General features: G+C 62.4%; 18 protein-coding genes. 1 reads left to right on the forward strand and 17 read right to left on the reverse strand.

The window, feature by feature from the left end; translation table 11 throughout:
* Positions 1–45 precede the first annotated feature (45 nt).
* From ispG to ndk, 5 genes are all read right to left on the reverse strand, one after another.
* Entirely contained in the window at positions 46–1,344 is a 1,299-nt protein-coding gene (ispG, locus tag K0F85_RS02685; RefSeq protein WP_219114415.1) for a flavodoxin-dependent (E)-4-hydroxy-3-methylbut-2-enyl-diphosphate synthase, read from the reverse strand.
* 39 nt (positions 1,345–1,383) lie between these two features.
* Positions 1,384–2,298, reverse strand: a complete 915-nt coding sequence (locus tag K0F85_RS02690; RefSeq protein WP_306982522.1) for a helix-turn-helix domain-containing protein — start codon at positions 2,296–2,298, stop codon at positions 1,384–1,386.
* Between the two features lie 67 nt (positions 2,299–2,365).
* Complete coding sequence (gene pilW, locus K0F85_RS02695; protein ID WP_257572477.1) at positions 2,366–3,097, reverse strand: type IV pilus biogenesis/stability protein PilW; 732 nt, start codon at positions 3,095–3,097, stop codon at positions 2,366–2,368.
* Positions 3,098–3,153: 56 nt separating this feature from the next.
* Positions 3,154–4,329 (reverse strand): 23S rRNA (adenine(2503)-C(2))-methyltransferase RlmN, encoded by a 1,176-nt coding sequence (rlmN, locus tag K0F85_RS02700; RefSeq protein ID WP_219114418.1) that lies wholly within the window; start codon positions 4,327–4,329, stop codon positions 3,154–3,156.
* Between the two features lie 125 nt (positions 4,330–4,454).
* Positions 4,455–4,871: a nucleoside-diphosphate kinase gene (ndk, locus tag K0F85_RS02705; protein ID WP_034752036.1), complete on the reverse strand. Its 417-nt coding sequence runs from the start codon at positions 4,869–4,871 to the stop codon at positions 4,455–4,457.
* 222 nt (positions 4,872–5,093) lie between these two features.
* Between ndk and K0F85_RS02710 the strand changes: the two genes are divergently transcribed.
* Positions 5,094–5,780 carry a Bax inhibitor-1/YccA family protein gene (locus K0F85_RS02710; RefSeq protein ID WP_034752039.1) on the forward strand — a complete coding sequence of 229 codons (687 nt, stop codon included), beginning with the start codon at positions 5,094–5,096 and terminating at the stop codon, positions 5,778–5,780.
* Positions 5,781–5,892: 112 nt separating this feature from the next.
* Here K0F85_RS02710 and K0F85_RS02715 read toward each other — a convergent pair whose 3' ends face one another.
* The 12 genes from K0F85_RS02715 to K0F85_RS02770 form a co-directional block, all read right to left on the reverse strand.
* Positions 5,893–6,939 (reverse strand): cupin-like domain-containing protein, encoded by a 1,047-nt coding sequence (locus K0F85_RS02715; RefSeq protein WP_219114419.1) that lies wholly within the window; start codon positions 6,937–6,939, stop codon positions 5,893–5,895.
* Positions 6,940–7,015: 76 nt separating this feature from the next.
* The gene (locus tag K0F85_RS02720) at positions 7,016–8,944 is read right to left on the reverse strand and encodes a glycosyl hydrolase family 18 protein (RefSeq protein WP_306982532.1); all 1,929 of its coding nucleotides are present in this window, start codon (positions 8,942–8,944) and stop codon (positions 7,016–7,018) included.
* Positions 8,945–9,340: 396 nt separating this feature from the next.
* Positions 9,341–10,684, reverse strand: a complete 1,344-nt coding sequence (gene rlmD / locus K0F85_RS02725; RefSeq protein ID WP_219114420.1) for a 23S rRNA (uracil(1939)-C(5))-methyltransferase RlmD — start codon at positions 10,682–10,684, stop codon at positions 9,341–9,343.
* A 132-nt stretch (positions 10,685–10,816) separates the two neighbouring features.
* Positions 10,817–11,848 carry an RNA polymerase sigma factor RpoS gene (gene rpoS, locus K0F85_RS02730; protein ID WP_219114421.1) on the reverse strand — a complete coding sequence of 344 codons (1,032 nt, stop codon included), beginning with the start codon at positions 11,846–11,848 and terminating at the stop codon, positions 10,817–10,819.
* Between the two features lie 8 nt (positions 11,849–11,856).
* The gene (locus tag K0F85_RS02735) at positions 11,857–12,768 is read right to left on the reverse strand and encodes a peptidoglycan DD-metalloendopeptidase family protein (RefSeq protein WP_219114507.1); all 912 of its coding nucleotides are present in this window, start codon (positions 12,766–12,768) and stop codon (positions 11,857–11,859) included.
* Positions 12,769–12,810: 42 nt separating this feature from the next.
* A complete protein-coding gene (locus tag K0F85_RS02740; protein WP_219114422.1) occupies positions 12,811–13,701 on the reverse strand; it encodes a protein-L-isoaspartate(D-aspartate) O-methyltransferase in 891 nt (296 codons plus the stop codon).
* On the reverse strand, positions 13,698–14,435 hold the full coding sequence (gene surE, locus K0F85_RS02745; RefSeq protein WP_219114423.1) for a 5'/3'-nucleotidase SurE: 738 nt from the start codon (positions 14,433–14,435) through the stop codon (positions 13,698–13,700). The genes K0F85_RS02740 and surE overlap by 4 nt, the downstream gene beginning before the upstream one ends.
* Before the next feature lie 94 nt (positions 14,436–14,529).
* Positions 14,530–16,995 carry a tetratricopeptide repeat protein gene (locus K0F85_RS02750; protein ID WP_219114424.1) on the reverse strand — a complete coding sequence of 822 codons (2,466 nt, stop codon included), beginning with the start codon at positions 16,993–16,995 and terminating at the stop codon, positions 14,530–14,532.
* 20 nt (positions 16,996–17,015) lie between these two features.
* On the reverse strand, positions 17,016–17,621 hold the full coding sequence (locus K0F85_RS02755) for a toll/interleukin-1 receptor domain-containing protein (RefSeq protein WP_035820738.1): 606 nt from the start codon (positions 17,619–17,621) through the stop codon (positions 17,016–17,018).
* A 267-nt stretch (positions 17,622–17,888) separates the two neighbouring features.
* Entirely contained in the window at positions 17,889–19,925 is a 2,037-nt protein-coding gene (locus K0F85_RS02760) for an ATP-dependent DNA helicase (protein ID WP_374198632.1), read from the reverse strand.
* A 61-nt stretch (positions 19,926–19,986) separates the two neighbouring features.
* A complete protein-coding gene (locus tag K0F85_RS02765; protein WP_034752051.1) occupies positions 19,987–20,187 on the reverse strand; it encodes a YdcH family protein in 201 nt (66 codons plus the stop codon).
* A 158-nt stretch (positions 20,188–20,345) separates the two neighbouring features.
* Entirely contained in the window at positions 20,346–21,068 is a 723-nt protein-coding gene (locus tag K0F85_RS02770) for a hypothetical protein (protein ID WP_257572479.1), read from the reverse strand.
* Positions 21,069–21,083: the final 15 nt, after the last annotated feature.

The raw sequence follows: 21,083 nt of genomic DNA on the forward strand, positions 1-21,083 counted from the left end.
TTGCTGTTCAATTTTTGGGGTATTCAGGGGTATCGGCTTGCAAGCCTATACCGCTACGCTGGCGAGCGACATGTCGCTCGAAACCCCAGCTACGCCATAGTGACTCTGTACATACTTCAAGACGATGTCCTGGAATTCCTCGACGATGCGTTCGCCGCGCAGGGTGACGACTTTTTCGCCGTCGACAAACACGGGCGCGGCCGGCGACTCGCCCGTACCGGGCAGGCTGATGCCGATATTCGCATGCTTCGATTCGCCGGGACCGTTGACGATGCAGCCCATGACGGCCACGTTCATCGCTTCCACGCCCGGATACGATTTCTTCCACTCCGGCATCTGCTCGCGCAGATACGTCTGGATATTATCGGCCAGTTCCTGGAAAGTGGTCGACGTGGTGCGGCCACAGCCCGGGCAGGCAATCACCATGGGTGCGAATTTGCGCAAGCCCATGGTTTGCAAGATTTCCTGGCCGACGATGACTTCGCGCGTGCGGTCGCCGCCCGGTTCAGGCGTGAGCGAGATGCGGATGGTGTCGCCGATGCCCTCTTGCAACAGCACGGCCAGCGCAGCGGTGGACGCCACGATGCCCTTGCTGCCCATGCCCGCTTCCGTCAAACCCAGGTGCAGCGGATAGTCGCAGCGCTGGGCCAGTTCGCGGTACACGGCGATCAGGTCTTGTACGCCAGAAACCTTGCACGACAGAATAATCTTGTCGCGGCCCAGGCCCAGCTCTTCGGCGCGCACGGCGTTTTCAATCGCCGACGTCACCAGCGCTTCATACATGACGGCTTGCGCCGGCCATGGGTCGGCACGGCCCGCGTTTTCATCCATGATGCGGGCCAGCAAGGCTTGATCGAGGCTGCCCCAGTTCACGCCGATGCGTACCGGCTTGTCGTACTTGCAAGCGGCTTCGATCATTTGCGCAAATTGCGTGTCGCGCTTGGCGCCCTTGCCCACATTGCCCGGATTGATGCGGTACTTCGACAGCGCGCGCGCACAATCGGGGTAATCGTTGAGCAGGGTATGGCCGTTGTAATGGAAATCGCCCACCAGCGGCACGTCGATGTCCATCTTGTCGAGCTGCTCGCGGATATACGGCACGGCGGCAGCCGCCTCGGGACGGTCTACCGTCAGGCGCACCAGTTCCGAACCGGCACGCGCCAGCTCCTTGATCTGGATGGCCGTGCCAATGGCGTCGGCCGTATCCGTGTTCGTCATCGACTGCACCACGACGGGGGCGTCGCCGCCCACCCAGATCTGGCGCTGGCCATGCGAGATCAGCACCTTGCGGCTGTCGCGCCGGCCGGATGGACCGGAGCCGATCGCTGTTTTCGAGGTAGCCATAAATATTATCTTCAGAGTTTGCTTGAACGATTACTGCGTTTATTTGATGCTGACACGGGAAATCGTGCCACCGGCAACGGTCGGCAAGTCCAGCTTGGCGCCGCGCAAGGTTGCCTGCACGACACCCGGCTTACCCACCACCAGGGTGGCCGGTCCCGTGATATCGAACGTTTCCGTGCTGCCCGCCTTGACCATCCGCGAAATCAGCGGCGTGCTGCCAGGGCGGCGGATTTCCACCCAGGAATCCTGCTCCACCTTCAGCACCAGCGCATTCGCGCCCACGGCAGCGGCGGCCACGGGCGGCGTGGCGCCAGGCGTTACCGCTGCCGCAGGGGCAGCGGCTGGCGGCAAGGCGGCGGCCGGCGCCGAAGCGACAGCGGCGGCGGGTGCACCGGTCTGCGTATCGTTGCCTGGCGGCGGCGGCACGGAAATCAAGGGCACGGACGGCGACTGCACGGGCGTCAAGTCCTGGCCCGGCTTGATCAGGGTCGTTTCCACGGGCCCCACTTCAGCATGCGCCGTTTCTTTCTCGGCATGGGCAGAGAGCAGGCCTGCCGGCACATAGCCGAGCTTGTACGCGCCAAAGGCAGCCGCCACGACGACGACGACGGCACCGGCGATCCAGACGGTGGCCTGGTTCGACGAGCGCTGCGTCATCGACGGGAAGCGCGATTCGGAAAACGTGGCGGAAATTTCACGCCGCACGGGCGCTGCCGGATCTTGCGCCGGCGCCGGATGGACTTCGATCATGGCCACCAGCGGCGCCGCGTCGAGACGCACCACCTTGGCGTAGGCGCGCACGAAACCGCGCACCACAGCCACGTTCGGCAAGGCCGCCATGTCGCCCTCTTCCAGCGCGATCACCTGGCGTGGCGCCAGCTTGAGCTGGTCGGCCACCTGTTCCACTGGCCAGCCCAGCGCTTCGCGCTGCGCCTTCAACTGTGCGCCTGCCAAGGCAAGATTGCCCTGGGGCTGCTGCTGAGGCGTTTCTGCCCACTCTGAATTCATTGGTATCCCTGTCTCACTCATCAAACGCCCCATTTTGATAAGCAGCATATTCGGGGGAGCCGGCATGGTGGTTGCGCAAATGCGCCGCCAGGTCAGCTTCCGCGCCCACATCCCCGAGCTTATGCTGCACCTTGATCCCGAGCCACAGCACATCGGCCGTCTGGCTCTCCATTGTTGCTGCCTTACCGAGGCGCTGCCAATAATCAGCCGCCTGCCGGTAGTCTTGCTGTTGGTAATACACGCGCACCAGGCCGGCATAGGTGATTGCCGTAGCAGGTGCGATGCGCTCCGCCTTGAGCCAGTAGTCAGCGGCGCGCGGGTAATCTTTCATGACCAGGCTGCACGCCGCCGCATTGTGCAGCGCAAGTTCAGGCGTGCCATAGGCGACATCTTGCAATGCGGCATCGAAATACGCCAACGACTGCGCCGCGCGCCCGGTCTGGCACAGAAACAGGCCATAATTATTACTCAACTCGGGATTGTGGGGCGCGAGGCGCAATGCGTAAAGAAAATCTTTTTCAGCAGCCACGGGTTGGCGCAGGGCAGCAAAAATCAGGGCGCGCATGCCGCGCACCTGGGCGTTGCCCGGCACCAGTTGCACCGCCTGCTCTGCTTCGGCCAAGGCCACCACAAACTGCTCTTGCATATAATAGGCGCTGGCCAACTGCAAGCGCAAGGCGGCGCGCTGCTCGACAGAGGCAGCCTGCTCCTTGTCTGCGGTGGAAGCACAGCCGGCCAGCAGCACGCCCAGGCTGACAACAGCCACGGCAAGTGCGCCAGGATAAGCCATGCCTCCCCGCATCAGGAGCGGATCTCCACGATCTTGCCGAAGTTGGCGCCAAATTTCTGTTGGTACTCAGTCATCTTTTCCATGCGCTCCTGCACCCGCGTGCGATCCTTGACTTCGCCGGCCAGCTGGCCGCAGGCCGCATCGATATCGTCGCCGCGCGTCTTGCGCACGGTGGTGATGATGCCGCCATCCATGAGCACCTGGGCAAATGCCTTGATACGCGGATTCTTCGAGCGGAACAGGCCCGACTCGGGAAACGGGTTGAAGGGAATCAGGTTGAACTTGCAGTTCACGCCGAACTCGCGGTCTTGCACCAGCGCCAGCAGTTCGCGCGCATGTTCGTCGCTGTCGTTGACGCCATCGAGCATGCAGTATTCGAAGGTAATGAAGTCGCGTGGAGCAAATTCCAGGTAGCGCTTGCACGCCGCCATCAATTCCTTCAGCGGATATTTCTTGTTCAGTGGAATCAAACCGTCGCGCAAGGCGTCGTTCGAGGCGTGCAGCGAGACGGCCAGTGCCACCGGCACTTCCTGCGACAGCTTGTCCATCATCGGCACCACGCCCGAGGTCGACAGGGTGACGCGGCGGCGCGACAGGCCGTAGGCATTGTCGTCGAGCATCAGCTTCAGGGCCGTGACGGTCGGTTCAAAGTTCAGCAGGGGCTCGCCCATGCCCATCATCACCACGTTGGTGATCTGGCGCTCGCCTTTCGGGCCAGGCTCGATGCCCTTGGTGCGGCGCAATTCAAATTCGGCCATCCACAGCTGGCCGATGATTTCGCCCACGGACAGGTTGCGGTTGAAGCCTTGCTTGCCCGTCGAGCAGAAACGGCAGTTCACGGCGCAGCCGGCCTGCGTCGAGATGCACAGGGTGCCGCGATTTTCTTCCGGAATGAACACGGTTTCCACGGCATTGCCATTGCCCACATCGACCAGCCACTTGCGCGTGCCGTCAAGCGACGTGTGATCGCTGATGATGGCCGGGGCGCGCACTTCGGCGCGCGTGGCCAGCTTGTCGCGCAGCGACTTGGCCAGGTCCGTCATGGCGTCGAAATCGGAGGCGCCGAACTGATGTATCCAACGTTGCAATTGTTTCGCACGAAACGGCTTCTCTCCCAACTCGGCGCAGTAGGCGATGAGTTGCGCGGGATCGAGGTCCAGCAAGTTGGTGAGTGTCGTCGTATGCATGATCATGTCTATTCTAAAAATCCGTCCCCGCGCGCATCCGGAGCGAAAACTCCACAGCGCAGCGGGAACAGGGGGTGATAAGTTATTTCACAGATAACGCCAGGAAATAACGTTATCTAAGGCAATTAAGCCTTCAGTTCTGGGAAGAAGTAAGCGATTTCCACTTTAGCAGCTTCGACAGCGTCGGAACCGTGTACGGCGTTAGCGTCGATCGAATCGGCGAAATCGGCGCGGATCGTGCCTTTTTCTGCTTTCTTCGGATCGGTCGCGCCCATCAGGTCACGGTGGGCCAGAACGGCGTTTTCGCCTTCCAGGGCTTGAATCATGACTGGACCGGAAACCATGAAGTCGACCAGATCCTTGAAGAAGCCGCGTTCCTTGTGCGCTGCGTAGAAGCCTTCAGCTTGTTCGCGCGACAGTTGGGTCATACGCGCTGCAACGATTTTCAGGCCAGCGTTTTCAAAACGGGAGTAGATTTGACCGATTACGTTTTTTGCAACTGCGTCTGGTTTGATGATCGACAGGGTGCGTTCGATTGCCATGTGTGAAAACTCCAATAAAAAGAAAGGTTTAAAACGATAAATTGATAACTCAATCAACCTTTGATTTTACCATACTCCACCCCATATCACCCAGACAGGCTGGTTGGCATCTTGCGGCCCTGCCTGAGTTTAATTAAATCTTAAGCTGGTTTTTTTGTAAAAACCGGGGTCCATGCTATCCTTGGGGAAAGTAGTAATTTGAATTGACAACACGGAGGCACTATGAATCAGAACATGCAACGCACCTTTGACCTGTCGGGAGGCATGCAGCAAGTCCGCCACCAGGTCTTGCGCAATACCTACTGGCTGCTGGCACTGTCCATGATACCGACCGTGCTGGGCGCCTTCATCGGCGTGCAAATGCATTTGCCGATGCTGACCGGCGGCATGGGTTTCATCATCTTCATGGCCGTCGCCTTCGGCTTCATGTACGCGATTGAAAAAACCAAGAACTCGGGCCTCGGCGTTGCCGTCCTGCTGGGCTTTACCTTCTTCATGGGCCTGATGCTCACGCCTATCCTGACGCGCACGCTCGGTTACTCGAACGGCGGCATGCTGATCATGACGGCATTCGGCGGCACGGCCACCATCCTGGCCGTGATGGCGACCATCGCCACAGTGTCGAAGCGCGACTTCTCGGCCATGGGCAAATGGCTGTTCGCCGGCGTGATCGTGCTGATCCTGGCCTCGGTGGCGAATATTTTCCTGGGCCTGTCGGCTCTGTCGATCGTGATCTCCATGGTCGCCATCGCCATCTTCTCGGCCTACATCCTGTATGACGTGCAGCAAATCATCAACGGCGGCGAGACCAACTACATCTCGGCCACCCTGCGCATCTACCTGGACGTGTACAACATCTTCACCAGCCTGCTGTCCTTGCTGGGTTTCGCCGGCGGCAGCCGCGACTAATCACTTGCGATTCAACAAAAAGCCGACCCTCGGGTCGGCTTTTTTACGTCTGTGAAAAAAGCCGCCTGTACGGCTGCTGTTCGCGGCAGGTTCGCACCAATCGGCATCGCCATCAAAAGTCGTGATTCGACGGATACTTGCTGTAGAAATCGTTATCCCATTTGAAGTTGGTGAAGGCCACTGTCACCGATATATCGAGCGCTTCGACAAAATGCCAGCAGCCGACGGGCAGAAACAGGATCTCTCCCGGCGCCAACACGCATTCGCGCACTTGCACGTCGGCCATCAGCGGATAGCGCTGCAAGTCGATGTCGCTCCCGTCGACAGGCGTAAAACAGTGGCGCTGGTTGTACACGCGTGCCACCTCGCAGGCAGCCATGATGCGCAGCCGCTTGCGCCCTCTTACCTGCGCCATGAAGTTGTTGGTCAGGTCGTGATGAAACGGTGTCACCGTGCCGGCCGGGCCAAACCATAAAAAGCCCGTGGGGGCACCTTCCTGCTTCAGGTATTCAGGCAGTTGGCCGATGTCATCCCACAGCTCGCGCAGCGCTTGCCGGTTCTGCGAATTGTTATTCGCCGTCATATAGAAATCGTTGCTCACGCCGCTGTCCTCGACCAGGCTGGCGTACTCGCCAAAGGCCATCTTGCGCTTGTGCGCCACGCTGTTCATTTCGTACTGCGCGTCCGCCTCGCGGCCGAACTGCACTTCCACTTCGCGCTGCGCATATTGTGCGCGGAAGTAGGCCGGGCTCCATTTGGCCATGGCCGGCCAGTCGTCCAGCATGCCGGTGATGATCACGGGCTGGTTGGTGGAATAGTATTCGTCCAGAAACGCTTGCGCCGTCAATTTGTCGCGGCGGGGAATCTCGCTCGGACGCAACTGGTTCAGCTTGCGCTGGATATCGATCACCCAGTCGCGCTTGGCCAGGCGGTTCGACAGGCGCACGGCGCCCGCCAGGTAGGGGCTATGCAGTGCCAGTTCCACTTCGCGGCGCGCCAGGGGCTCGGCGATGCCAGCCTGTTGCAGCACCGGCATCAGCGCCGAAGGATGACTGCCCAGCATGAGGTTTTCCGCGATCCAGCTGCGCCACTCACGGCTCAGTTCCTGCTCCGGCTGCTGCTCTTTCTGCTTGACTCCGAATGTCGATACCGCCGCCATCGCCCGTCTCCTGGATTTATGTGAATAAGCGACCGGACAGCATGGCTATCCGGCCGCGTCTTACCCTACATCAACATTACCGCACCTTCCACACCTCGGTCGCCAGCACGCCATTCGCGTCGCCATCGAGTTCCCACGAGAACGCACCGCGCAAGCCCTGGTCCTTGACGTATTTCACCTTGGTGCCGATGACGGTCGGGTCATCATAGCTCCACCACTGGCCGCCCGCACCCGTGTACAGGTACAGTTGCTTGGTCACGGGATGGTAGTAGCGCGTGCCGGCCTTGGCGACGAGGATTTTATAGTCCTCGATGCCCGACTCGTACGTGCCTGGCGCCGTGCCGGTGGCCGCCTGGTACAGGCCATCGCCATTCGGTCCTGGCGCCACGCCCGTCCAGCCGCGGCCATAGAACGGTATGCCCAGCAGCAGCTTGTCGCGCGGCACGCCGGCGGCAATCATGTACTGCACCGCCTTGTCGCCCACGTATTCGCGCGCCATGCCCGTCGACGGATCGGCAGGGTCGGCAAACAGCTGGGCGTTGAAGTTGGTGCTCGTTTCCCAGCCGCCGTGGAAGTCATAGGTCATCAGGTTGATCCAGTCCATATACTGCGAGTACAGGGCCGGTTCCGTGTTGTCGATCTTGTCCTTGCCGGCGCCGACGGCCGCCGTCAACAGGTAGCGCTTGCCGTTGGCGGCACCGAGCGCATCGAGCTGGCTGCGGAATTCCGCCATCAGCAAGGTGAAGTTGCGCTTGTCGTTGGGGCTGACCGTGTTGTACGGCTGGCCGCCGCCGACCGGGTATTCCCAGTCGATGTCGATGCCATCAAAGATGTTGGCTGCCGCGCCCACGCCGCCGCGCCCGCCCTGCACCGGCAGGTTGCCCTTGATATAGATATCGATGCAGGAACGCACCATCTGCTTGCGCAGCGCATCGGTGGCCGAACCGACGGAGAAGTTCTTCGACCAGCTCCAGCCGCCCAGCGAGATGAACAATTTGAGATTCGGGTGCGCCGCCTTCAGCTTTCTCAGCTGCAGGAAGTTGCCCGACAGAGGAGCATCCCACGGGATGGCCTGGCCATCGACGGTACGCTTCGGCGTGCGGATGTAGTCGGCCTCGGCATCGCCGCCCGTGCCCGCTTCCGGCGAATTCGGATTCGTCGCGCCCGGCTCCGTCTTGGTGATCATGGCGCATTCATAGCCACCGTTCTTCGGATAGATGTTGCCGAAAGCATAGTTGATGAAGGTCAGCTTGTCAGCCACGCCGCTGGAATGCACGTTCGCCACTTCGTAGTCGCGGCCATACACGCCCCACTGCGCGAAGTAGGAACCGACTTCGCGACCCGTTGGCGTTGGCGTAGGTGTAGGCGTTGGAGTTGGAGTCGGCGTTGGGGTCGGCGTCGGAGTCGGCGTCGGCGTCGGCGTCGGCGTGATGCTGCAGATCTCCTGGCTGGTCCATGGCTTGCCCGTGCCGGCGGCGCCGCTGCTGGTGGACGGGTTGTCGCCCTGGGTCCAGTAGTTGGCGCGATAATTCGTGCCCGCGTAGCTGACGGTAGCGCCGGCGCTGTAGGCCGTCCCGGCCACCCACGCCAGCGCGCAGCTGCCACCGGTTGGCGTTGGCGTTGGCGTCGGGGTGGGCGTAGGTGTAGGCACCGGCGTCGGGGTAGGCGTCGGGGTGGGAGTAGGCGTCGGGGTGGGAGTAGGCGTTGGCGTTGGTGTGGGCGTCGGCGTGGTGCCGCCATCGCAAGTACCGCCGGCACTCCACAGGCTAGGCGTGGAAACGGGATTCCAACCCGAGCCCACGTGATCGGTCTGCGTTACCAGTGCGGTGTAGTTGGCGCCCAGGTAAGTGACCACCGTGCCAGCATTGTAAGTGCCGCCCTCTTGCCACGGCACGCACGCGACCACCGTGCTGGCCGCCAGCAATTGCGAACCAGCCGGTGCGCCTGCGTCGTCGCCGCCCCCGCACGCTGCCAGCACGCCACCGCTGGCCAGACATACCATCATGTTCCTGATCGTTTTTTTGAGTATTAAATTTTCCACGCTGTCTCCTGTTCAGGTTTGCGGAAATACCGCTCTGCTTCAATGAAAAGCTACCCTGTGATCTTGTTTTTTGCAGTTGCAAGAACAGCATGCTGCCGAAAAAATAGGCGGTCAAGTGGTTTTGAAGTGGACTCAAAGTGGGCAATACCACTTCGCGCGAAAAGCGCGGCGGCAACGGCGACTGGCGTGTTGTCCTACTGGACAATGAAAAAACACAGGGGGAGAATGAAAAAAGACGCTTGAAGAGGGAAATACAGACCAGTTTTATAACTCGCTGCAAGTGGTATTGGGGTAGCGTGCCGTGCCGTTAAATACGGCAGCGGCGGGTGCCTGCCTGGCCACCCGCCGCGCAAGGCAGACTTATTGAGGCAAATCAAATACCGCCATCGACTCCACGTGCGAGGTATGCGGGAACATGTTGACCACGCCCGCCTTGCTCAGCACATAGCCCGCTTCCAGCGCCAGGATGCCGGCGTCGCGCGCCAGGGTCGACGGGCTGCAGGACACGTACACGATGCGTTTCGGCAGCAGGTCAGGACGCACCTGCGACAGGCCGACCAGCGCCTGGCACAGGGCCATGGCGCCATCGCGCGGCGGGTCGACGAGAATGCGGTCAAACTTGCCCAGGGCGATCAGGTCGTCCGTCGTCACTTCGAACAGGTTGCGCGTCGAGAACGAGGTTTTTTCCGCCAGGCCATTGGCCAGCGCATTTTCCAGCGCCCGCTCCGTCAGGGTGGTGCTGCCTTCGATACCCACCACTGCGCTGCCTTGCGTGGCCAGCGGCAAGGTGAAATTGCCCAGGCCGCAGAACAGGTCGGCCACGCGGTCGGTCGGCTGCACTTCCAGCAGGCGCAGGGCTTTCGACACCAGCACGCGGTTGATGTGGTGGTTCACCTGGGTAAAATCGACAGGCTTGAACGGCATCTTAACGCCGAACTCGGGCAGCAAATAATGCAATTGCTTGTCGAGCGGATAGAACGGCACGGCCGTTTCCGGGCCTTTCACCTGCAACCACCATTGCACGCCGTATTCGTCGGCAAAGGCCTTCAATTTCGTTTCATCGTCTGCCGTGAGCGGCGCCATGATGCGCAAGACCATGGCGGTGACGTCTTCACCCACGGCCAGTTCGATCTGCGGCATCTGGTCGAAGATGGACAGCGAACCAATCAACGCACGCAGGGGCAGCAGCATGGCGGAGATGTGCGGCGGCAAGATTTCACAGCTATCCATGTCGGCAACGAATGCCGATTTCTTTTCATGGAAACCCACCAGCACGGCGTCTTTCTTCTTGACGTGGCGCACCGACAGGCGCGCGCGATAACGGTAGCCCCAGGTCGGGCCATACATGGGACGCATGATGCTTTGCGGACGCACCTTGCCGATATGCCACAGGTTGTCTTCCAGCACGCGCTGTTTGATCGCCACCTGCGCCGATGGCTCCAGGTGCTGCATCGAGCAGCCGCCGCAATTGTCGAAATGCTTGCACTTGGGCGTCACGCGCATGGACGATTCGCGGTGCAGCGCCGTCATGCGGGCCATTTCCCAGTTCTTCTTTTTCTTGAACGTCACAAAGCTGACGCGCTCGCCCGGCAGCGCGCCTTCGACAAACACGACCTTGCCCGGCGAGCCGTCTTCGTTCTCAATATGGCCAACGCCACGGGCGTCCATGTCGAGCGATTTGATTTCGATGATATTTTCTTGCATAGCGATCAATAGGTAAGAGTGGGCCAGGATGCAAGGCCGCGCTGGAACTTGAAAGAATAGGGGAAAGGTCAGGCGCCGCGAGCGGGGCGTATGATAGCAGATGCGGCCCCGGAAATACCGGGACAGGGTGCCTTACAGTAAGGAGTCGCGCACGACGCCGCGTGCGGCCATCGCCCGTTTGAGCTTGATCAAGGCTTCCTGCTGGATCTGGCGCACGCGCTCGCGCGTTACGCCCATTTCCTCGGCCAGGGTTTCCAAGGTGGCCGGGTCGTCATTGTCCAGGCCGAAACGGCGCATGATCACCACGCGTTGCTTGTCGGGCAGTTTGGTCAGCCAGTCGCGCACCAGCACCGTCATCTCGTGGTGTTCGGCACGCGCGTCGGGACTGTCTTCGCTGGCGCCGGGCAACATATCCATCAGCGACGATTGCGGGTCGTTGTCGAGCGGCGCGTCGAGCGAAGTGGCATGCTCGGACAGGGCCAGGATATCCTGTACCTCTTCCACGGGACGGCCCACCAGGTGGGCGATGTCTTCCGCAGTGGCATCCTTGCCATCGTGGTGCTGGGCTTCCAGGTGGTATTTGCCGCGCAAAATTTGATTCAGTTCGCGCACCATGTGCACGGGCAAACGCACCGTGCGCGCCTGGTTCATGATGGCGCGCTCTATGCTCTGGCGTATCCACCAGGTGGCGTAGGTGGAAAAGCGGAAACCGCGTTCGGGCTCGAACTTGTCGATGGCCCGCATCAGACCGATGTTGCCCTCCTCTATCATGTCGAGCAAGACCACGCCGCGGTTGATGTAATGCTTGGCGATCGACACGACCAGACGCAGGTTGTGCTCGATCATGGTTTGCCGGGCTTCGAAATTGCCCTGCTTGGCGAGGGTGGCGTAATGCACCTCTTGCGCCGCCGTCAGCAGGGGGCGCGTACCGATCTGGTTCAGATAGTGCTGCGTGGTATCGGTCGACAGCTCGGCGGCCAGCACTTTTTTCAATTCATCGACACTTTCGACCAGCACGCTGACGCTGGCCACCTCGCCGCCCTCGCCCGCGTCGACGGCATCAACGCCGTCGAGTTCGCCGGCATCGTCCGTCACGACTTCGTCGACCCCGTCTTCCGGCAGTTCCGGCTCATCGTCCAGCTGATCGTGCGGCGCGTGTGTCATTGCTTTACCTAACGGTTAGGCAGGAATTTCGAAGGATCGACAGGCTTGCCCTGCTGGCGGATTTCAAAGTGCAGCTTCACGCGGTCGGCATCGGAATCGCCCATTTCAGCGATCGCCTGGCCTTTGTTGACGTTCTGGCCTTCCTTCACCAGGATGCTGCGGTTATGCGCATACGCCGACAATAAACTATTACTGTGCTTCACGATGACAAGATTACCATAACCACGGATTCCGCTCCCGGCATACATGACTTTTCCCGCGCCGGCGGCCACGACCTGCTGGCCCGCCTTGCCGGCGATATCGACGCCCTTGTTCTTGCCTTCGTCAAAAGTGCCGATGACCTTGCCTTCGGAAGGCCACATCCAGCTGATCTTCTCGTCGCCAGGCGCCGAGGCCGCCGGGGCTGCTGCTGCTGCGGCCGGTGCGGCGGCTGCAGCCGGGGCCGGCGCAGGCTTGGCGTCGGTGCTGCCGCCATCGGCGCGCAGCTCGGCCAGGGTGGCGTCGGAATACGCGCGCTTCTCGCCGCGTGGGCCTGTTTTCTTCGGCACGACAGGTGCCGCCGGCTTGACTTCCGTCACTGGCGGCATGACGATGGCCGACGTTTGCGCGCCGCCCGTGTCTCCATTCGGCGGCAACACGCGCAGCACCTGGTCGACCTTGATGTCGTTCGGGTTGCTCAAGTCATTCCACACCACCAGGTCGCGGTAATTCTGGCCGTACTCGAGGGCGATGCGCAACAGGGTGTCGCCGCGCTTGACCGTGTAATAGGCCGGGTCGCGGTCGCGCGGATCGCTGGCGGCGGCACTGCTGCTCGATGGATGGCGTTCCACGACGGGCGCCTGGACGCCCGTGGTGCCGCAACCGCTCAACAGCGCGGCCAAAGTGATGCTACATAGAAGTACGTTACTTTTCTTAATCATTCGCATGTAATTGTATGTCCTGCTTGCTAGCTGATCCGGGGATCATATGGTGCCCGGGCGCAAAGGTACGAAATGGCAATCTTCCAGGGTTTGGCTAGTCCATTCCATTTTCCCCACCCGGGTAATGAGTTGTAAGTGTTGCAATTTAGCCCCCACCGGCGCAACCAGACGCCCGCCGGGCGCCAGCTGTTCCAGCAAGGCTTGCGGGACTTCCGGGCCGGCTGCGGCAAGGATGATCCCATCGAAGGGCGCCGCCTGCGGCAGGCCAAGCATACCATCTCCGTACTGCAAGCGCAGATTTGACACGCGCAGCGGGCGCAGATTGGCCTTCGCCAGCTCGTGCAGGGGCCGGATGCGCTCGATCGAATACACCTCTTTCGCCACCAGCGACAGCACGGCAGCCTGGTAACCGCAGCCGGTGCCGATTTCCAGCACGCGCTGCAAGCTGCCGCCCTGGCGCATCACTTCGATCATGCGCGCCACGATGTACGGCTGCGAAATAGTCTGGTGGTGGCCGATGGGCAAGGAGGCGTCGATATACGCCTGCGACGCCAGCGCCTCGTCCATGAACATGTGGCGCGGCACGGCTTGCATGGCGTCGAGCACCACCTGGTCCTTGACGCCCTGTTTCGCGACACGCGCCACCATGGCCCGGCGCACGGCCTCCGAAACGAGCGGATTTTGCCGTGGCGGCGACACCACCGCCGGCTGCGCCCGCTCATTGGCGATGGCCTGCGCGCGCGATGGCGTGATGGCCGCGTGCGTGCCATACGGCTGCGCAATCCCCCGCGCCGCGTTTTGCGCCGCATTCTGCGTCGCCGTCTGCGGCGTGGCGATGCGCGACTGGGCCAGCGACTGCCCCCCACCCGGCCTGGCGGGCTTGCCGGCCAACGAGTCGAGGGAAAGGGGAAAAGTACGCGGCTTATCGGTCATGCCAGGCCTTTTGCCAGTGCATCGAGTTGGGTGGCATGCGTCAGGTCGATCTGCAGCGGCGTGATCGACACTTGCCCATGTTCAACCGCATGGAAGTCCGTGCCCGGGCCGCCTTCCTTGGCGGCGCCGGCGGGGCCGATCCAGAAAATTTCACGACCCCGCGGATCGAGCGCGCGTATCACGGGCTCGGCCGAATGACGCTTGCCCAGGCGCGTGGCCACCATGCCTTGCAATTGCTCGTAAGGGATGGCGGGGATATTCACATTCAATAAATACGGTTTCTGCAGGGCGTCAAACTGGCGCTCGACGATTTCCCTCGCCACGCGGGCGGCCGCGTCCAGGTTGGCCCAGCCGAACTGCGACTGGGAAAAGGCGATGGCGGGAATGCCGAACAGATAGCCTTCCGTGGCAGCGGCCACGGTACCCGAATACAGGGTGTCGTCGCCCATGTTGGGGCCGTTGTTGATGCCGGACACCACCAGGTCGGGGCGCTCGATCAGCATGCCCGTGAGCGCCACGTGCACGCAGTCGGTGGGCGTGCCGTTAACAAAATAAAAGCCGTTGGCAGCCTTGTGCACGGACAAGGGCCGGTCCAGGGACAGCGAATTGGAGGCCCCCGAACGGTTGCTGTCAGGCGCTACCACGACAATCTCGGCAATGGGCGCGAGCGCGTCGGCCAGGGCCGCAAGGCCAGGCGCCAGGTAACCGTCGTCGTTACTGATAAGAATTCTCATACCGAGATTTTACCTGAAGCAATGCCAACACTGCGCGTACCGCACGCTGATAGTCGGCAATATTTGTGCCGCCGCGAGGCCATGGCATGCGGCGTCAGCGCTGCTCGATGCGCGCCTCAGATAACGCCCCTTCCAGCGCCTGCACTTCATCTTCTTGCAAGGCCAGCAAGGCATTCAGGTCGCCTTGCAATTTGTACATTCTTTTTAGCTGTGCCATGCCGCGCCTGCGCAACTTGCCTGGCACGCCGGGGCGCAGCAGGCAGGGCTTCAAATGGTCGGCCAGTTCGCCCGCCTGCGCATACTGGTCGCGCTCTATCATGCCTTGCAACATCGAGATCATGCTGGCCAGGGTATCCGGCTCGGCCCCTTCGTGCCCGTTGGCGCGGCCGGCGAGGATGGTTTCCTGCAAATGCCGCGCACCGTCCAGCACGCTCTCCACATGCCGGGTGACGGGCGCATTCAAGAGCCGGTCGCTGCCGCTGAGCACGGCGTCTTCCAGCCGGTGCGCCGCCTCGCTCTCGCCCTGCTGCTGCAAGGTGCCGGCCAATTGCGTCTTGCTGTGCAAGGTATCGAGGTGGTCTTCGCCCAGCAGACGCGCATGCACTTCCAGCACCTGCTCTTGCACGCTGCGCGCCGCATCGAGTTCACCGCGCCGCAGCAGCGCCTCGGCCAGCTTGCGCTGACTCATCAGGGTTTCCGGATGGTCGAGCCCGCGCGTGCGCTCGCGCGCCGCCACCTGGTCTTCATGCAACTGGCGTGCGCCGGCCCAGTCGCCCTGCCCGGCCACGATGTCGGCCAGCAAATCGCGCGTGGCCAGGGTGGCCGCATGGTCGCTGCCCAGGCGCCGCTCCTGTGCCTGCAGCACGGCAACGAACAGGCGCCGCGCAGCTTCCAGCTCGCCTTCGCGCCCCAGCGCCTGCGCCAGGGCCAGCTTGCTGCGCAAGGTATCGCCATGCTCGGCGCCAAACAGGCGTTCGCGCGCCGCCACCACCGTGAGCAGCACTTGCTGCGCCTGCGCCAGCCGGCCCATGCGCAGCAAGGTGGCGGCGCGACCATCCATCGCTTCCAGGGTCAGCGGATGCTCGCCGCCCAACTGGCGCGCATAGCTTGCCAGCACTGCATCCTGCAGCAGCAGCGCCGCCGCCAGTTCCCCCTGCAGCAACAAGGTTTGCGCCAGGCAGGCCCGGGCGGCCAGGGTGTCGAAATGGTCGCTGCCAAGCACGCGCTCGCGTACGTCGAGCACGTCTTCTTCCAGGAAGCGGGCTTCATCGAGCTTGCCCAGCTGGCGCAGCAGGCGCGCCATGCCACTCTTGCACGCCAGGCTGTCGGGATGCTCTTCGCCCAGCAGCTGCACGCGGATCTCGACGCTCTGGCGGAAGGCATCGAGCGCCTGCCCGCTGCGCCCATCCTTGCGGTACAGCTCGCCCAGACAGGCCAGGTCGCGCGCCAGCGGCAGGGCAACGGCGCGGCCCGGCTCGAGCAGCAAGGCCTGGCGCGCTTCGCTGATGGCGCCCAGCAAGGCGATTTCACGGCTCGACTGCCAGGGGAAATAGCCGCCCGTCAGCCAGTGCAGGAAGGCTTCGAAGGTGCGCGTGAGGGAAAAGCGGTCGCCGCCCTGGTCGATGCGTACGGCCAGCTGCTCGCCATAGGCAAAGGTTTTCGTCTGTTGCAGCTGGACTTCGTCGAAATAGCTGTCGAGGGCGATCTGCGGCAAGCCGTAGGAGGCGCGCAGCAGGCGCTCGAACAGGGGCTGAAAACCGGCGATGCCCTTGTGCGCGTCGCCGCGGCGCCACTCGGCCCGCTGCGCACCATCGCCCATTTCTATGCGCGAGGGCAAGGGGTACACGAGCAAGGGACGCTGTTCGTCTTCATGGCTGCGGCGATACTCGATGGCCCGCGTGACGAGCGCATCGACGCCTTCGAGACTTTGCCTGTTAGGCGTGAAGACCACCACCAGCTTTTTCGGCAGCAAGGTGGTGCAGATGCCGGCGCTGTCCGTGCGGCCCGTGCGCGAATCGACCAGCACATAGCGGAAATGCCGGGCCAGGGTATCGGCGAAGCAGCGGAACAGTGCCGGGCAGCTGTCGAACAGCCGATCCCAGCGCATCTGCGCCAGGCGCTCGCTGTAGCTGGCGTCGAAGCGCCCCGCGCGCATCAGATACAGTGGACTGCCCTGGTCGACGCGCACCACGTACTGCTGCCAGTCGATGGCGTCGAGCACGCGCTGGGCCAGCGCCGCATCCTCGCGCCCCGCCTCTTGCCCGCCGGCGCGCGCGCCCGCCGTTTCCAGTCGGATGCGCTCGAGCTGCTGGCGACACGCCTCGAAGAACTCGAGCACGCCAGGTCGCTCCTCGTGCTGCTCGAAATAATGGTGCAGGCCCGGCGCTTCCATGTCCCAGTCCAGCATCAGCACGGGCACGCTGGCGTTTTCGCGGCGCGCCAGCAGCACGGCGATGTTCGACAGGGCCATGGTGCGACCGGTGCCGCCCTTGTAGGAATAGAAGGTGACGACTTCGCCAGGGGCGCTCAAAGGTGGCAGGGACAGGCGCTGGCATTCCATGACAGGACCTTTTACGTGAACTAACGTGGAAAGTGCGGAGGCGGAATGGCGCGCCACTCCGGTGGAATAGCGGGCAACACGAAACGGCTGCAATCGTGGCCGGGCGGTGTTGAGCGCTTGAGCAAGTGGTAATGCGTGGCGATGCGCTGCACGATGCGTTCGATGTCGGGCAGGTATTGCGGATTCGACTTCAGGTCGCCGCTGGCCAGGGTGTAGCCGGAGAAGTCGACGTACAGGCCCGACTCCGTGATTTGCGGCGGCAAGCCGTCCGGATGGCGCGTCATGATGATGGGGATGATCAGGTGGCTGGGCAAGTCATACCAGGCGCGCCGCTCCTGTTCGATCAGTTGCATGGCGGCAAATTCGCGCCGCGTATAGCCGTGCGCTTCATATTTGGGCGTGTACAGCACGATCATGCAAACGCTCTGGCACATGGCGCGCGCCACGCGCAGGTCGATATCGTCGCCACCGCCCAGTTGCTCGCTATCGATGAACAGCACTTCCTCGCGGTCCAGGTGCGGCTCCAGATAGCAAGCCAGCGCCTCGATGAGGTCATTCTTGAACTTGTTCATGAACGCATATTGGCCGTGCGCGTAGCTCAAGAAACAGCCGTAGCGGATCTCCATGGCATCCCCCTCCCCGTGCGGCCCTGCCATCGCCGCGCCTTGATCCAGCAAGGCATGCGCTCACTGTAGACCGCTCGGCAACAGCCCTGTTTGCGCTGGCGCAAAGATGTGTCTGGTGTCCTGGAACTCCGGGAAAAAGCCAGAAACTGGCGCGATCACGCTTAGTTCTGGCATGCCAGGCGCGCAGGCAGGCGCCGCGCAAGAAGCGCTAGTGGCTTGATAACAAAGGGAAATACGCCGGCGCGCGGGTGGCGCCGGCGACGACGGCTAGGCGCCCTTGGCGGGCAGGTTGCGGAAGAACTCCACCACTTCGGCAGTATCGCGCGTGCGCTTGAACGGTGGCAGGCTTTGCCAGATACGCTTGCCGTACGGCTTGGAAATGAGGCGCGGATCGCAGATCATCAGCACGCCACGGTCGCCCTCGTCGCGGATCAGCCGGCCCGCGCCCTGCTTCAGGTTGATGATGGCTTCCGGCAGCGAATGGTGCATGAAGCCGTTCTTGCCCTGCTTTTCCATCACTTCGATGCGCGCCGCCAGCACCGGGTCGTCGGGCGGCGCGAACGGCAGCTTGTCGATGATCACCAGAGACAAGGCATCACCGCGCACGTCGACGCCTTCCCAGAAGCTCTGGCTGCCGATCAGCACACCATTGCCGGCCGCGCGGAACTGATCGAGCAATTCCGTGCGGCCCTTGTCGCCCTGCACGAACAGGGGAAAGTTCAGGCCCCGCTGCTTGAATTCGTCGGCCAGGCGCTCGGCGGCGCGCTTGACGGCGCGCAACGTGGTGCACAGGAAGAAGGTGCGCCCACCTGCCGCCTCGATGATGGGCAAGGCGCAGTCGATGACGGCATCCGTGTAGCCCAGCGAATTGGGTTGCGGCAGGTTTTGCGGCACGAACAGCAAGCCTTGCTGGCCATAGTCGAACGGGCTCGGCCAGGTGTGCGAGGGTTCGCCCGTCAAGCCCATCTGTTCGGAAAAATGCTTGAAGTCGTTCTTCACGGCCAGGGTGGCGGAAGTAAAAATCCAGCTGCGCGGCGTGCCTTCGCGCTGGTTGTTGAAAATCGGCGCAATCGACAATGGTGTTTTATGCAACTGCAAGGAGCTGGAAAACGCTTCCACCCAGAACACGGCTTCTTCGCCGGCCGCCACTTTCGCCTTCGGATCGAACTTCCAGCCGCTCAGCTGTTGCGCCAGCTCGACGCCGCGCACGCGGCACTGCTCCAGGGTTTCCGCCCGTTCCGCCTGGGTTTCCAGCACGGCCACCATGCCGTCAAGCTCATCCTTGAGGGTGTCGAGCGCGGGGAAAAAATCGCTCGAGGGGGCGATTTGCGGCAACGACAGGCGCACGATATCCTGCGGGAAGGTCAGACGCAGGTCGCGCGCCGCCTTTTCCACCACCGTGACGGTTTTGGCCCAATCGATGCCGCGCGCGTGCGCCAGGCCCTCGGCCAGCACGTCGCGGCACAGTTCCAGGATTTGCGAGGTCGACACCGTGTTACCGAAGAACAAGGTCGCCGTATCGGGCAACTGGTGCGCTTCATCGAAGATGATGGTGTTGGCCGAAGGCAGCAATTCCGCCACACCCGTGTCTTTCAGCGCCACGTCGGCAAAGAACAGATGGTGGTTGACCACCACCACGTCAGCCTGCTGGGCTTCCTTGCGGGCCTTCATGACGAAACAATCCTGGTAATACTGGCACTCGGCGCCCATGCAGGTATCGCGCGTGGACGTCACCAGGTTCCAGATCATGGCGTTTTCCGGCACCTTGGCCAGCTCGGCCTTGTCGCCCGAACTGGTCATCTTGATGAAGCGTGAGATTTCGCGCAAGTGCCCGACGTCGTCGCGCGACGTCATGCGCCCGTTCTGCAGGGTGCGTTCCAGGTGGTAATGACAGACGTAGTTCGAGCGCCCCTTGAGCAAGGCGACGGAAACGGGTGCCTGCAGCGCGGCGCGCACGGTGGGTATATCGCGCAGGAACAATTGATCCTGCAAGTTCTTCGTGCCGGTGGACACAATGGTCTTGCCGCCCCACATCAGGGCCGGCACCAGGTAGGCAAAGGTTTTGCCCGTTCCCGTGCCCGCCTCGGCGATCAGAGTCGTCTGGCTGTCGATGGCGTGGGCGATGGCCTTGGCCATTTCCGTTTGCGAACGACGCGGCTTGTAGCTGCCCACGGCCGGACCGAGCGGGCCGCCGGCGCCAAACAGGCGCTCGATGTCGGCATCGTGCTTGCCAGGCGCGGCCTGGGGTTCGGCTGGCAGACTGGCTTGCAGATCGGCAAGCTGGTCATCTGAACTGGCGGGCAATAAATTGTGATCGGTCAAAATATACTTAGGTGTAGGCTGGACTGGACGCTACTGGCGCCCCTCAGGCGGGAACATCGGGCACCAATTGCATTTTCAGCAAGGTGATGTGGTCCTTCAATTGCAATTTGCGCTTTTTCAGGCGGCGCAGTTGCAGCTCGTCATGGTGACCATCGAGTATCAGCAACTCTATGACGGCATCGAGGTCACGGTGTTCCACGTTGAGTTCTATCAGGCGCCGCTCTATTTGCTGTGCATCGCTCATGTGTTGCGTTCCAGGCAGTGTTGGTAACAGTGTTGTCAAACCGGCGCGCGCAGCGTACACAGGCAGCCATAGACGCCGGCATCGCCGGCGCGTGCATAGTTTAACCTGCCGCGCGTGTTAGGGCACGCCATTTCGGGCACGCCCCGCGCACGGTGGTGTTAATTGGCAGGCGGCACAGGCACAGCAACGGCCGGCGTGCTGGCAGCTGCGGCGGCCGCCTTGGCAGCCTTGGCCTGCGCTTCGGCCTGGCGCTCGGCCAGCCGTTGCGCCACGCGCTTCTGGCGCGCCTCGGCGTCAGCCTGCTTGCGGGCGTAGGCTGCCTCGCGGGCCGCGCGGCGCGGCGCTTCTGTAGCGTCATCGGCAGCCTGTTTCGCCACCTTCGCCGCTTGCGCAGCCTCGCGCTCGGCAACGCTCTTGCCTTCCGGTTTGGGCGGCGCCGGTTCGGGCGCAACGATCTTCACGGGCTTGGGCGTGGCTGCGGCGCGCTGCTCGGCGTCCAGGCGCGCACTTTCCTGCGTCCTGGCCAGGTCGATATCGCGCAGGCGCACGGACTCGGCGCGCTTGAAGTAGTTCGCTTCCGCTTCGACGGCACGCAGGCGCACGAGGACCAAGCGGCGCTTTTCCTTGGCCTGGTCCAGGCAGTTATTCACGAAAAACTTGTTGTAGCATTCCAGTTCGCGCGCGGAGAACTCGTTTTCAGCGGCCTCGCGTTCGCTGGCGACCTGCTTCAGCTTGGCGTCCGCTTCTTCCACAGACAAGGTGGCAGGCACCTGCGGTGCACCGACCTCATCCAATGCAGCGGCCCCCTGGTGCGCGCAGGCCGACAATGCCATGGCCAGTCCCAGCGCCGCACCCAGCTTGTATAGTGTATTTGCCATCATGTTCATTATCCCTGC

This window comes from Janthinobacterium sp. UMAB-56, assembly GCF_900095265.1.
In the GTDB taxonomy this organism is placed as follows: domain Bacteria; phylum Pseudomonadota; class Gammaproteobacteria; order Burkholderiales; family Burkholderiaceae_D; genus Janthinobacterium.

Coding starts and splice junctions, on each gene's coding strand:
- ispG (WP_219114415.1), bottom strand. CDS start 1,344: ATGGCTACCTCGAAAACAGCGATCGGCTCCGGTCCATCCGGCCGGCGC.
- rlmN (WP_219114418.1), bottom strand. CDS start 4,329: ATGCATACGACGACACTCACCAACTTGCTGGACCTCGATCCCGCGCAA.
- ndk (WP_034752036.1), bottom strand. CDS start 4,871: ATGGCAATCGAACGCACCCTGTCGATCATCAAACCAGACGCAGTTGCA.
- K0F85_RS02710 (WP_034752039.1), top strand. CDS start 5,094: ATGAATCAGAACATGCAACGCACCTTTGACCTGTCGGGAGGCATGCAG.
- K0F85_RS02715 (WP_219114419.1), bottom strand. CDS start 6,939: ATGGCGGCGGTATCGACATTCGGAGTCAAGCAGAAAGAGCAGCAGCCG.
- K0F85_RS02720 (WP_306982532.1), bottom strand. CDS start 8,944: ATGATGGTATGTCTGGCCAGCGGTGGCGTGCTGGCAGCGTGCGGGGGC.
- rlmD (WP_219114420.1), bottom strand. CDS start 10,684: ATGCAAGAAAATATCATCGAAATCAAATCGCTCGACATGGACGCCCGT.
- rpoS (WP_219114421.1), bottom strand. CDS start 11,848: ATGACACACGCGCCGCACGATCAGCTGGACGATGAGCCGGAACTGCCG.
- K0F85_RS02735 (WP_219114507.1), bottom strand. CDS start 12,768: ATGATTAAGAAAAGTAACGTACTTCTATGTAGCATCACTTTGGCCGCG.
- K0F85_RS02740 (WP_219114422.1), bottom strand. CDS start 13,701: ATGACCGATAAGCCGCGTACTTTTCCCCTTTCCCTCGACTCGTTGGCC.
- surE (WP_219114423.1), bottom strand. CDS start 14,435: ATGAGAATTCTTATCAGTAACGACGACGGTTACCTGGCGCCTGGCCTT.
- K0F85_RS02750 (WP_219114424.1), bottom strand. CDS start 16,995: ATGGAATGCCAGCGCCTGTCCCTGCCACCTTTGAGCGCCCCTGGCGAA.
- K0F85_RS02755 (WP_035820738.1), bottom strand. CDS start 17,621: ATGGAGATCCGCTACGGCTGTTTCTTGAGCTACGCGCACGGCCAATAT.
- K0F85_RS02765 (WP_034752051.1), bottom strand. CDS start 20,187: ATGAGCGATGCACAGCAAATAGAGCGGCGCCTGATAGAACTCAACGTG.
- K0F85_RS02770 (WP_257572479.1), bottom strand. CDS start 21,068: ATGATGGCAAATACACTATACAAGCTGGGTGCGGCGCTGGGACTGGCC.